General features: G+C 72.4%; 12 protein-coding genes. 8 read left to right on the forward strand and 4 right to left on the reverse strand.

Translation table 11 applies throughout. From position 1 onward, the window contains the following. The 3 genes from JWQ92_RS03780 to JWQ92_RS03790 form a co-directional block, all read right to left on the reverse strand. On the reverse strand, window positions 1-832 hold an 832-nt coding region (locus JWQ92_RS03780; protein WP_297343126.1), incomplete at its 3' end, for a 5-methyltetrahydropteroyltriglutamate--homocysteine S-methyltransferase. An 88-nt stretch (window positions 833-920) separates the two neighbouring features. Continuing rightward, a complete protein-coding gene (locus tag JWQ92_RS03785; protein WP_297343127.1) occupies window positions 921-2330 on the reverse strand; it encodes an FAD-binding oxidoreductase in 1410 nt (469 codons plus the stop codon). 71 nt (window positions 2331-2401) lie between these two features. Further along, on the reverse strand, window positions 2402-3115 hold the full coding sequence (locus JWQ92_RS03790; RefSeq protein WP_297343128.1) for an NAD(P)-dependent oxidoreductase: 714 nt from the start codon (window positions 3113-3115) through the stop codon (window positions 2402-2404). Between the two features lie 117 nt (window positions 3116-3232). Between JWQ92_RS03790 and JWQ92_RS03795 the strand changes: the two genes are divergently transcribed. Together JWQ92_RS03795 and JWQ92_RS03800 are read left to right on the forward strand one after the other, a co-directional pair. Next, entirely contained in the window at window positions 3233-4429 is a 1197-nt protein-coding gene (locus JWQ92_RS03795) for a helix-turn-helix transcriptional regulator (protein ID WP_297343129.1), read from the forward strand. An 82-nt stretch (window positions 4430-4511) separates the two neighbouring features. Then, complete coding sequence (locus JWQ92_RS03800) at window positions 4512-5324, forward strand: universal stress protein (RefSeq protein WP_297343130.1); 813 nt, start codon at window positions 4512-4514, stop codon at window positions 5322-5324. Here JWQ92_RS03800 and JWQ92_RS03805 read toward each other — a convergent pair whose 3' ends face one another. Further along, the gene (locus JWQ92_RS03805; protein ID WP_297343131.1) at window positions 5325-6311 is read right to left on the reverse strand and encodes an N-acetylglucosamine kinase; all 987 of its coding nucleotides are present in this window, start codon (window positions 6309-6311) and stop codon (window positions 5325-5327) included. 92 nt (window positions 6312-6403) lie between these two features. Here JWQ92_RS03805 and JWQ92_RS03810 point away from each other — a divergent pair, with 92 nt between their 5' ends. The 6 genes from JWQ92_RS03810 to JWQ92_RS03835 form a co-directional block, all read left to right on the forward strand. Next, on the forward strand, window positions 6404-7366 hold the full coding sequence (locus JWQ92_RS03810; RefSeq protein WP_297343132.1) for a MurR/RpiR family transcriptional regulator: 963 nt from the start codon (window positions 6404-6406) through the stop codon (window positions 7364-7366). Next, the gene (locus JWQ92_RS03815; RefSeq protein WP_297343133.1) at window positions 7363-8124 is read left to right on the forward strand and encodes an SIS domain-containing protein; all 762 of its coding nucleotides are present in this window, start codon (window positions 7363-7365) and stop codon (window positions 8122-8124) included. The genes JWQ92_RS03810 and JWQ92_RS03815 overlap by 4 nt, the downstream gene beginning before the upstream one ends. A 43-nt stretch (window positions 8125-8167) precedes the next feature. After that, a complete protein-coding gene (gene ngcE / locus JWQ92_RS03820; RefSeq protein WP_297343134.1) occupies window positions 8168-9583 on the forward strand; it encodes an N-acetylglucosamine/diacetylchitobiose ABC transporter substrate-binding protein in 1416 nt (471 codons plus the stop codon). Next, on the forward strand, window positions 9580-10575 hold the full coding sequence (locus JWQ92_RS03825; RefSeq protein WP_297343135.1) for a carbohydrate ABC transporter permease: 996 nt from the start codon (window positions 9580-9582) through the stop codon (window positions 10573-10575). The genes ngcE and JWQ92_RS03825 overlap by 4 nt, the downstream gene beginning before the upstream one ends. Before the next feature lie 4 nt (window positions 10576-10579). Beyond that, window positions 10580-11482: a carbohydrate ABC transporter permease gene (locus JWQ92_RS03830; protein WP_297343136.1), complete on the forward strand. Its 903-nt coding sequence runs from the start codon at window positions 10580-10582 to the stop codon at window positions 11480-11482. A 16-nt stretch (window positions 11483-11498) separates the two neighbouring features. Then, a partial coding sequence (locus JWQ92_RS03835) for a glycoside hydrolase family 3 N-terminal domain-containing protein (protein ID WP_297343137.1) occupies window positions 11499-12469 on the forward strand: 971 nt, incomplete at its 3' end.

The raw sequence follows: 12469 nt of genomic DNA on the forward strand, positions 1-12469 counted from the left end.
CGGTGTCGTACTCGAGGAAGTAGCCGTCGTAGTCGCAGGCCTCGAGCAGCTGCCGGGCGACCGGCTCGTAGCCGCCGGACGCGATCCAGGTGGAGCGGAAGTTGCCGCGGCACACGTGGGTCGTGATCGTCATGTCGTCGGGGCGGTCGCGGAGCGCTTCGTTGAGCAGCTCCGCGTAGGCGTCGGCGAGTCCGGCCGTGTCGATGCCGCGTTCCTCCGCCCGCTGCCGCTCGACGTCGGAGCAGAGGTAGGCCCATGCGGTGTCGTCGAACTGCAGGTACCGGCAGCCGGCGTCGTAGAACGCACGGACGGCATCCCGCCAGGTCGCGGCGAGGTCGGCGAAGAGGGCGTCGCGGTCGGGGTAGAGGCCGTGGTCGACCGCGTCCCGAGCGAGCCGGAAGTGCATCACCGTCGGCGACGGGATGCACATCTTCGGCGTCACGGAGCTGTGGTCGCGGACGAACGCGAAGTGGCGCAGCATCGGGTGGTCGGCCGGGAAGCCGACGCGGCCCTGCACCTGCACGGCGAGCGGCGCGGCCGTCGCCCCCTGGAAGGCCATGCCGCTCTGCCCCTCGACCACGTCGACGCCGTCGAGCAGGTCGAAGAAGTCGAAGTGCCACCAGCCGCGTCGGAACTCGCCGTCGGTCACAGCGCGGAGCCCCGCCGCCTCCTGCTTCCGGATCACGTCGAGGATCGCCTCGTCCTCGATCCGCGTGAGTGCCGCGTCGTCCAGCCGGCCCTCGGCGTGGGCGGTGCGGGCGTCGTGCACGGCCTGCGGGCGCAGCAGGCTGCCGACCATGTCGGCGCGGAACGGAGGCGGGGGAGTGGCCATCCGACGTGTCTACCGCGTGATGCCGACCGCCGGCCATGCGCTGCTCGAGCGGTGTACGGACGCCGGCGAGAGGAGCCCGTCCTCGGGCTCAGAGCGGGATCGCGGGCTCGACCGGCTCTCCGCCCGGTAGCAGCACCGCGTGGCCGAATCGCATCAGGTTGTCGGGGTCGTAGCGGCGCTTCGCTCGCCGGATCGCCTCGTAGGCCTCCGGCGGCCAGGCCCGCGCCCGGTCCGTGGCGTCGCCGGGGCGGCCATGGAAGTTCACCATCGTGTGCCCCGTGGCCCAGGGGCGCAGGGCGTCCAGCACCTGCTCGATGGCGGGCGGCACGAGCTCCGCGATCGGCGGGACGGGCACGCCCAGCGCGGAGACGCACCATGCGGCGTCCCGGCCCGAGACGGCGTCGCGCACCGGGGAGGGGCGCCCGAGTGCGCCGCCCATCAGGCGCAGCTCGATCAGCAGCAGCGGGCTCTGCACACCCGGGCCGGCCACCTCGAGCAGGGCCGCCTGCGCCTCCTCACCGAACTCCTTCAGCAGGGCGCCGGCCTGCTCGAACGGCGTCGGGTCCGGCGGATCGAGGCTCACGAGGTCCACCTGGAGGTAGCTGAGCGGACCCGCCGTGTCCATGATCGGCGTCGACACCGCACGCATCGGCGCGAGGAGTCGGTCGCCCTCCTCCGTGCCGCCGACGAGGGCGAAGCGCAGGTGGACGACGAACCGGCCACGCAGCGGCGGCGGCGCGAAGTCCGCATCCGGCAGCCGGAGGAACGCGATCGACGGGCAGGCGTCGTCCGGGAGGTCGGCGGCCCAGGCGCGGAAGGCGGTGAGCACCTCGGCAGCGTCCTCGCCGGGATAGATGATCCCGCCGCCGTAGAAGTCGGAGACGGGGAGCAGCTCGAGCTCGATCGAGGTGACGACTCCGAAGTTGCCCTTGCCGCCCTTCAGCACCTCGAACAGATCGGGGTCGTGCTCGCCGTCGACGGTGCGGAGCCGGCCGTCCGGCGTCACGACGTCGATGCTCCGCACGTGCTCGGCCGCGAACCCGAAGGCGCGGCCGAGGATCGGCAGGCCGCCGCCGAGGCAGTAGCCGACGACGCCGACGTCGGAGCTCGAGCCGCACAGCCCGATCAGGCCCTCGGGCACGGACCGCGCCAGCAGCTCGCCCCAGCGGGTTCCGGCGCCGACGCGGGCGGTGCGGTTCGCGACGTCGAGCTCCACCGTGTTCATCGGCAGGGTGGAGATCAGGAGGCCGCCGCTGACCGACTCCGTGGCGCCGTGGCCGGTCGACTGCACCGCGACCGGGAGACCCTGCTCCGCCGCCCAGCGGACGCCCGCGACGACGTCGTCCGGGCCGGCCGCTTCCAGCAGGAGGTCGGGATGGTGCTCGACCGCGACGTTCCAGGGTCGGGCCGCGTCCGCGAATCCGTCGTCCGCGGGCCGCAGCACCCGGCCCGCGACCTGGTCGGCGAGGGGATGGCGCTCGGTGTCGATGATCGTCATGTCCGTGTCCTCCGGGGCAGTCGTGGGGTTCCCAGGCTGCCGTGCGGGGGCCCTCGCGTGCATGGGGGAAATCACGGATATGACGAGCCCGGCCGATCTGCCGGACTGCGAACCGTCTCCCGGTCGGATGCCTGCTCACCGGCAGCACGGGCGCCCGCCGACGCGATCATCGGCATCCGCCGCACGAACTCGTCGCCTTCCATGCACCGCAGGGCGAAGGCGGCGACGTCGCCGGCGGTCACCGATGACCGGGGGCTCACCCGGAGCCGGCCCACGAGCGCGCGACCGGTCGCGTCGCCGTCGACGAGCCGGGGCATCCGGAGCACCGTCCAGTCACCCGGATCCTGCTCCAGCAGAGAGCCGAGCGCTCGGCCGTCCCGGGTGAGCGGCCGCATGACGACACGGAGCACGGCCTTGAGGAGCGCGAGGCCCGGGTTGCGCGGGTCGCCGGGGAAGGCCATGTGCACGCCCTGCACGATCACGAGCCGCTCGACATCCGCGCGATGCATGGCCGCCCGGATCGCCGTGACGCTGTCGACGAGCAAGGTCGGCCGCTGCGTGCTCGTGACGCCGATCGCGGTGATCACCGCGTCCGCCCCGTCGAGCGTGCGGTCGAGCGCCGCGGGATCCTCGAAGTCGCCGGGCACGATCGCGAGACGCGGATGCACGGTCGTCAGCCTCGCCGGCGTCCGCACGAGCGCCCGCACCTCGTGCCCACGCGCCAACGCCTCGGCGAGCACCGCCGTGCCCGCCTTCCCCGTTCCACCCAGCAGTGCGATCCGCATGGTCCGTCTCCCGTCCGTCGATCCTTCTCGAGGGGGACGGTAGGTGCGGCCGACCGCCTCGGCGATACCAGGGATCTGGTATTTCCGCAGCGGACGGCCGGGCCTACGCTCGCCCGCATGGCGACCGCCGAAGCGAGAAGACGAGCCGCGGAGCGGATCGGTGCGCTCTCGCGGCGCGGACTCGACGTCGCCGCGCTCTGGCGGGCCTGCGATCCCGTGATCCACGAGATCGTGCCCTTCATGCTGCGACCCTGCTGGTTCACGATGGACCCGGCGTCGTTGATCGTGACCAGCCACTACGACGCCGCGATCCCGTCGCTGCCACCGGAGGCGCTGGCGCACGAGTACGAGGCCGACGACGCGATGACGCTGTCCCGGATCGTGCGGTCCGCCTCGGGCGCGACGACCGTGCACGACGCGACGGCCGGCGACCCGGCGAGCAGCGAGGGGTGGCGGCGCTTCGTGCAGCCGTTCGGCGGGGATCAGCAGCTCGCCGTCGCGCTGCGTGGCAGGTCCGGCATCGCGCAGGGCGTGCTGACCCTGTACCGGGAGCCCGGCGCGCCCATGTTCACCGTCGAGGACGCCGCCTTCCTGCGATCCGTGTCGGCCGACCTCGCCGCCGGGGCTGCGCGTGGCCTGCTGCTCGGTGAGGCGGAGGAGCAGGGGCCCAACGCACCGGTGCTCCTCGTGCTCGACGAGGACTGGCAGCTGCAGTCGATGACGCCCGGCGCGGAGGCGGTGGTCGCCGCCCTGCCCGGTGGAGGGTCCTGGCGTGAGCGGGGGACGCTCCCCCCGGTCGTGCTCTCCCTCGCCGCCGGCGCACTCGCCGGGGCCGACACCACCGACGAGCAGCGCTCGGCCCGGGTCCGCACCGAGGACGGCCGGTGGCTCACCCTGCACGGCTCGCCCCTGGTCTCCGACGGGCGACGGCGTGCCGCGGTGATCGTGGAGCGGACCCCGCCCGACCGCATCTCGCCCCTGCTCATGGAGGCCTACGGCCTCACGGAGCGCGAGAAGGACGTCACGCGTTCCGTGCTGCAGGGGGAGCCGACGGCCGGCATCGCGGCCGCGCTGTTCATGTCGCCCGAGACGGTGCAGCAGCACCTGAAGCATGTGTTCGAGAAGACCGGGGTGCACAGCCGGCGAGCGCTGGTGGCGAAGGTGTTCCACGCCCACTACGAGCCGCGGGTGCACGACAACGACCAGCGGATCGCGTCGGGGCGGCCGGTGATCGGCAGCCCCGTTCCGCCGACGGGCCGGCCCGACGGCCGAGCCGGCGGGGGCGCAGTGGACACCCGCCCGCGGGAGGCGTAGGACTGCAGCAACGACTTCCGGCGGCGCGATGGGGCGCGGCTGCCCCGTGCCGTGGAGGCCGCTCGCCGGAGGAGGCACGGGCATGGTGCGACGACTGGTCGTCGGATGGGACGGGTCGCAGGCAGCGGCCGGCGCACTCCAGTGGGCGGTCCGGCATCGTCCGGAGGCCGAGCGCGTCGAGATCGTGGCGGTGCAGGGCGGGCGCCGGCGGAACGCCGGCCGGGAGCTGGACCCCGTCGAGGCCGCGGCGGCGGTCGAGGCGGCGCATCCGCCCATCGAGGCCGTCGTGCTCCGCGAGACCGGTGACGTGGCCCGGGTGCTCGCGGCCCGCTCGGCGCCGGATGCCCTCGTCGTGCTGGGCGGCCGGGGCCACGAGGAGACCCGGCTCGGTCACCGCTCCTCGACCGCCTACCGGGTCGTGCTCGCCGCGGACGGTCCGGTGGCGGTGGTGCCGCAGTCCTACGTCGGCGGCCACGACGTCGTGGTCGGCGTGACGAGCAGGAGCGAGGCCGCCTGCGTGGTGCTCACCGCGGCGGGCGAGGCGGCGCGCCGCCACCAGAAGCTCGTCGCCGTGCACGTGGCGCGGCCGTTGTACGGCCTCGGCGCGCTCCCGGGCGACTCCGCCGAGCACGCGCGGGAGGTGCGGGGCGCCGAGGAGATGCTGCACGACGCGCTGGCGCCGGTCCGGGAGGCGTATCCGAAGCTGCCGATCGTCGCCCGCGTGCCGCGTGGCCGGCCGGCGGACGTGCTGCTCGTCGAGTCGCGGAACGCGCTGCTGCTCGTGCTCGGCCGCGACACCGCCCCGCCCTCCAACGGGCGGCCGGTGACGCACAGCAGCATGCTGCTGAGCCGGGCGCCGGTGATGACGATCCCGCCGAACGCGGAGATCGCCTGATCAGGCCGCGGCCGATCGGATCCCTCCCTGCACGGTCCTGAAGCGGGCCTCGTCGACCGCGATCCCCGCCGCGCGGAGCGCGAGCACCGCGGCGCCGACGAGGCCGTCGGCGACCGGGATCGGCGTCGCGCCGTCCGCGGCCTCGAGCAGGGGAGCGAGGAGCTCCTGGTCGAGGCGCAGGGAGCCCTCGACGAGCACGCTGCCGCCGAAGACGAGCGGGCCGTCGGCCTGGAACCGGCGGACGCGGCGCAGCAACGCGGCCTGCGCCTCCACGGCGTCGCGGATGATCGACGTCGCCGTGTCGTCCGAGCCGGCGAGGGCGAAGACCACCGGGGCGAAGCGGGCCAGCTCGACCGGCCGGAGCGCGTAGAGCGCGGCGACCAGGCGCCCCATCACCCGCGGTCGGCCGTCGACGACGACCCGGTCGTCCTCGACGCCCAGGCGTTCGAGCACCGCCTCGGTCAGGCGGGTGGCGGGACCGCCGTCGAGGTGGTCGACCACGGCCCGCGCGGCCTTGTGCCCGATCCAGAAGCCGGAGCCGGCGTCCCCGAGCAGCCAGCCGGTGCCGTCGACGACCCGCGCCATCCGGCCGCCGCGGATCGCGCCGCCGATGGCGCCGGTGCCGGCGATGAGGGCGGCGCCGTCGACCTCGGGCGTGCCGGAGCAGAACAGGGCGAGCAGGTCGCCGACCGGGAGGAACGGGCCGCGCACGCCGAGGGGCTCGAGCCGCTGCAGGATCGCCGCCTGGAACGGCTCGCCGCCGCCCCCCGCGTTGGCGAGCAGGATCGGCTCGGCCGTCGCCCCGGGTCCGGCCGCGGTGACGGCCTGGGCGATCGCATCGGCGACGGCGACCGCCGCGCCGTCGAGGCCGACCGACGTCGGGTTGCCGCCGGTGGCCCGACCGGAGCCGAGGCAGCGTCCCGTTTCGTCCACGACGACGGCCCGTGAGGCGGTGCCGCCCGCGTCGACGGCGAGGAACTCACGCATCGTTACGCCACTGAAACACGCGCGGCATCCTCGAACCCTATAGTGAAACGAGATCTCGGACGAAGGCGTCCGTCGAAGAAACGGGTTCTCACGTGACCGGTACTGATGCAGTGCAGGAGACGGCCGCCGAGCGCGTCGACGCCTCCGCCGTGCACAACAGGATCCGGGCGAAATGGGACGACCTGCCGACCGCCAGCCAGCGCGTCGCGGCCGTCGTGCTGGAGGACTCCCGGCTCGTGCTCGAGCTCGGCGTCAACGAGCTCGCGGAGCGCGCCGGCACGTCGCCGGCGACCGTCACCCGCTTCTGCCGGCAGATCGGCTACACCGGCTTCGTCGCCCTGCGGATGAGCGTCGCCACCGAGCTCGGACGCACGTCCGCGCGGCCGGACCACCAGGCCGACATCGGCCGCGCGTTCGGCCCGGACGACACCGCGGAGGACGTGCGCAGCACGCTGCTGAACGGCACGATCCGCTCGCTGCAGGAGACGGCCGCCTCGCTCGACCTCGTGCAGCTGCGCGCGCTGGCCGAGACGCTCGCGCACAGCCGGCACGTCGACCTCTACGGCGTCGGCAGCAGCGCCCTCGCCGCGGAGGCGCTCGCCGGGCGGCTCTACCGCATCGGCGTGGTGTGCAACGTGTGGTCGGAGGTGCATGCCGGGCTCACCAGCGCGGTGCTGCAGACCGAGGACTGCGTCGCGATCGGCTACTCCCACACCGGCCGCACCGCCGAGACGATCACGATGCTCGAGGAGGCCAGCCGGCACGGCAGCCTCACCGTCGCCGTCACGAACGACCCCGGGTCGCCACTCGCCGAGCTCGCCGACGTCGTGATCCAGACCTCCGCGTTCGAGCGGTTCCTGCAGCCCGACGACCTCGCCGCGTACTACAGCCAGGTCTACGTCGGTGACCTGCTCTACGTGCTGACCGCCCAGGTCGACTTCGCGCGGACGAGCACCCACCTCGCCGCATCCGCCCTCGCCGTCGCGCCGCATCGGGCGACCGGTGCGGCGTCCCGCCTGCCCGCCCGCCTCGCCGCCCGGAGGAACCCCGTATGACCGACAGCACGACCGCCGCCGTCCACGCCTTCGCGGAGGCCGTTCGCAGCCGCCTCGCGCGCCTCGAAGCGCTCGCCGCGGGCGGCGGGTTCGATGAGGCGATCGACCTCATCACGACTGCCCTGCACAACGGCGGGGTGGCGTACGCGTTCGGCACGGGGCACTCGGAGGCGTTCGCGATGGAGATCGCGGGGCGTGCGGGCGGGCTCGTGCCCACGAAGAAGGTGGCGCTGCGCGACCTCGCGCTCGTCGGCGACCTGCCGCTGTCCGAGCTGAAGGGCGCGTCGCTCGAGCGCAACCCGGACGTCGCGGACCAGCTGTTCGAGATCGCGGAGGTCGGCCCGCACGACGTCGTGCTGATCGCCTCCAACTCGGGCGTCAACGGCTCCATCGTCGGCTTCGCGCTCGCGGCGAAGCGGGCCGGGAATCCGGTGATCGCGGTCACGTCGCTCGACCACACGATGCAGGTCGAGCCGAAGCACGGCAGCGGCAAGCGCCTGAAGGACATCGCCGACGTGACGATCGACAACCTCGCCCCCTACGGCGACGCCGCGATCACCATCGGGGCGGATGTCGCCGCCGGCGCCGTCTCCTCGATCACCGCGGCGTTCATCGCCCAGGTGCTCACCCTCGGCGTCGCCGACCGCTTCGTGCAGGCCGGCGAGCCGGCGCCCCTCTACCTGTCCGCCAACATCCCCGGTGGCGACGAGCACAACGTCGAGCTCGAGACCCGGTACGGGATCTCCCGCTTCGCCTGAACCCCGGGCATCCGCCCGAACACACCCAAGGAAAGGAATCAACGTGGACCGCCAAGCACAGCCCATGGCGCGGAGGACCTTCCTCCGCGGTGCGATCATCACCGGACTCGCCGCCCCGCTCGTCGGGTCGCTCGCGTCCTGCGCCGCGAGCGGCGCCCAGACCGGGTCGTCGAGCGGCACCGGCACCGCCAAGTCGGCGAAGAACCCGTTCGGCGTCAAGCCCAAGTCGACGGTGGCCGCGGCCATCTTCAACGGCGGCTACGGCACCGACTACGTCGACTTCGCCGCGGCCGTCATGAAGAAGCAGTCCCTCGGGGTGTCGGCGACGGTGCAGCCGATCACGAACATCGCGCAGTCGCTGCAGCCGAAGTTCGTCGCCGGCAACCCGCCCGACCTCATCGACAACAGCGGTGCGAACGCCATCGGCATCAGCACCATCCGCAGCCAGCTGTCGGAGCTCACGGACGTCATCGACTCGAGCAACTACGAGGGCAAGAAGATCGCCGACACCCTCTACACGGGCGTCACGGCGCCGGGCACACTGGACGGGAAGTTCCTCGTCCTCAACTACGTGCTCACCGTCTACGCGATCTGGTACTCCAAGTCCCTGTTCGACGCGAACGGATGGACCGTCCCGAAGACCTGGGAGGAGGCGTACGTGCTCGGCGGCAAGGCGAAGGCGAAGGGCAAGTACCTCTTCGTCTGGGGCAAGGAGGCCGCGACCTACTACCAGACCCTCGCGATCGCCTCCGCGATCAAGGAGGGCGGCGACGATGTGCGGCTCGCCCTCGAGAACCTCGAGAAGAGCTGCTGGTCGAAGCCGGCGATCCAGTCGGTGTTCAAGGGCATGAAGAAGATCATCGACGCGGGCTACTTCAAGCCGGGCGGCGCGGGGACGCAGTTCACCGCGGCGCAGGCGCAGTGGTCCAACGACCAGGCGGCGCTGCTGTACCCGTCCGGGTCGTGGATCGAGAACGAGATGAAGAAGCAGACGAAGGCGAACTTCAAGATGACCGGAGCGCCCGAGTTCGTCGTCTCGTCGAGCCCGCAGAAGCCCTACGAGGCGATGCACTCCACCGCGGGGGAGCCGTTCATCGTGCCGTCGAAGGCGTCGAACGCCGCCGGCGGCAAGGAGCTGCTCCGCGCGATGCTCTCGCAGGAGGCGGCGACCAACTTCGCGAAGACCCGGCTCACGCCGACGATCGTGAAGGGCACCGTGCCCGCGGACGGCTTCGGCTCGACGGCGCTCGTCTCGCAGGCGAAGCTGCTCGAGGGCGCGGGTTCGAACGTGTTCTCGTGGAACTTCGTGGATCTGTACGGGATGAACCAGGATCAGCTCGTGGTGTGGAACAGCTTCCTCGCGGGCAAGTCCTCGGTGAGCGATCTGACCAGCAAGCTGCAGGCCATCACCGACAAGGTGGCCAACGACTCGTCGGTCCAGAAGGTCAAGGTGTCGTGACCACAGCGACCCGCTCGCTCGTCGCGGCGGGCGCCCCCGGGAGGGGCGCCCGCTGGCGGCGGAAGCACCTCACCTTCGACAAGGTGTCGTTCGCCGTGGTGTTCCTCGGCGTCCCGCTCGTCCTGTACGTGGTCCTGGTGCTCTCGCCGTTCGTGCAGGCGGTCGTCTACTCGCTCACCAGCTGGACGGGCTTCGACACGTCGATGACGTTCGTCGGGCTCGCCAACTACGTGAACGCCTTCACCGACCCGACGTTCCAGCTCGCGGTCCGCAACAGCGTCGAGCTCGTCATCGTGCTGCCGATCGTCGTCATCGCGCTCGCCCTCGCGCTCGCGAGCCTCGTCACGATCGGCGGGCCGTCGAACGGGCAGGTGCGCGGGGTGCGGTTCGGGGAGTTCTACCGGATCGTCTTCTTCTTCCCGTACATCATCCCGGCCATCGCGACCGGGATCATGTGGAATCAGGTGTTCGACCCGAGCAACGGCCTGCTGAACGGCGTGCTCACGTCGGTCGGCTTGAAGGGCTTCGCCTCGTACCCGTGGCTCGGCGACACCCGCACCGCGATGGTCTCGACGATGTTCGTGATGGCGTGGGCGTCCGTCGGCTTCTACATGGTGATCTTCGTCGCGGCGATCAAGGCGCTGCCGGCCGAGATCTACGAGGCCGCGCGCCTCGACGGCGCCAGCCGGCTGCGCATCGCGCTTCGCATCACGGTTCCGATGCTGCGCTCGAGCATCCGCACGTCGCTCATCTACACCGGCATCTTCGCCCTCGACGCGTTCGTCTTCATGTCGGCGCTGAACCCGGGCGGCGGCCCGGACGACTCGACGCTCGTCATCTCGCAGGAGCTGTTCAAGTCCGCCTTCACCAAGGGGCAGTTCGGCCTCGCGTGTGCGATGGGCGTCGTGCTCGCCGGCATCACGCTGCTGTTCGCCGCCATCGTCTTCCTCGTCGACCGCATCACCGGCGGCCGCGAGACCGCAGGGGAGTGATCCGATGACCATCGAAGCCGCCGCTCCGGCGCCCGCGCTCGCCCCGGCCGGGACGAGCCCCCGTCGCAGGAGCGTGCCGCCGCGCGAGCGCGCCGTCGGCGGAGTGTCCCAGGTCGTGCTCGTCGCCGGCGTGATCGTCGTCGCGCTGCCGTTCCTGTGGACGGTCATGTCGTCGTTCAAGACGAGCCGCGAGATCTTCGCGTCGCCGTTCGCGCCACCGACGCAGCTGAACTTCGTGAACTACGTGAACGCGTGGACGCAGGCCGGCATCGGCACGTTCTTCGTCAACACGCTGATCGTCGTCGGCGGGGCACTCGTGCTCACGATGGTGCTCGGGGCGATGTGCGCGTACTACCTCGCGCGGTTCGAGTTCCGCGGCAACCGGGTGATCTACTGGCTGATGGTCGCCGGGCTCACGTTCCCGATCTTCCTCGCGATCGTGCCGCTGTTCTTCATCCTGAAGGGCATCGGCCTGCTCGGCACCCTGCCGGGCCTCGCGATCACCTACGCCGCGTTCGCGCTGCCGTTCACCGTGTTCTTCCTCGTGCCGTTCTTCAAGGAGCTGCCGCGGTCGGTCACCGAGGCCGCGCAGATCGACGGCGCGGGGGAGTGGCGCACCTTCTTCTCCGTGATGGTGCCCATGGCGATGCCGGGCCTGTCGACCGTGGCCATCCTCAACTTCGTGGGGCTCTGGAACCAGTTCCTGCTGCCCGTCGCCCTCAACACGGATTCGCACAAGTACGTGCTCACGCAGGGCATGGCGTCGTTCGCGTCGCAGGCGGGCTACTCGATCGACTTCGGTGCGCTGTTCGCGGCGGTGGTGATGACCGTGCTGCCCGTGCTGATCGTCTACCTGGTGTTCCAGCGGGCGCTGAGCGGATCCATCGCGATCGGCACCGACAAGTAGTCCGGGCGGGCTGGGCGTGACGGAGGCCGAGCGCCTGCGCCGGGATGCCGCGGGCGTGCTGCTGCCCGGCTTCGCGGGTCCGGTGCTGCCGCCGTGGGTGGCGCGCCGCATCACCGACGGGATGGCGGGGGTGTGCCTGTTCGGCGAGAACGTCGGGAGCCCGGACGAGCTGCGGGCGCTGACCGGCGGCATCCGGGCGGCGCGGGCGGATGCGGTGATCGCGATCGACGAGGAGGGCGGCGACGTCACGCGGCTCCATGCGCGCGACGGCTCGCCGGAGCCGGGCAACGCGGTGCTCGGGCGACTCGACGACGTGGCGCTCACGGCGGCCTCGGCCCGGCGGATCGGTCTCGCCCTCGCCGACGCGGGCGTCACGCTCGACTTCGCCCCCGACGCGGACGTGAACGTGAACGCGGACAACCCCGTGATCGGCACGCGGAGCTTCGGCGACGACGCCGGGCTCGCCGCCCGGCACACCGCCGCCTGGGTGCGGGGGCTGCAGTCGACGGGGATCGCCGCGTGCGCGAAGCACTTCCCGGGGCACGGTGACACGGCCGTCGACTCGCATCGCGGGCTGCCGGTGGTCGACGTGCCGATGGCGGTGCTCGACGCGCGGGAGCTCGTGCCGTTCGTCGCCGCGATCGATGCGGGGGTGGCGACGATCATGACGTCGCACATCGTGCTGCCGGCGCTCGACCCCGCGTCGCCCGCGACGATGAGCCGGGCGATCCTCACCGAGCTGCTGCGGGGACGACTCGGCTTCGAGGGCGTCATCGTCAGCGACGCGCTCGACATGGCCGGCGCCTCGGGCGAGATCGGCATCCCGGCCGCGGCCGTGCGCGCGCTGGCGGCGGGCGCCGACCTGCTCTGCATCGGCACCCGGAACACCGCCGAGCAGGCCGGGGAGATCGAGGCGGCGATCCTCGCCGCGGTGGCGGCCGGCGAGCTCCCGGCCGAGCGGCTCGCGGATGCGGCGCGGCGGGTGCG

This window comes from Amnibacterium sp. (assembly GCF_025463795.1).
Lineage (GTDB): Bacteria > Actinomycetota > Actinomycetes > Actinomycetales > Microbacteriaceae > Amnibacterium.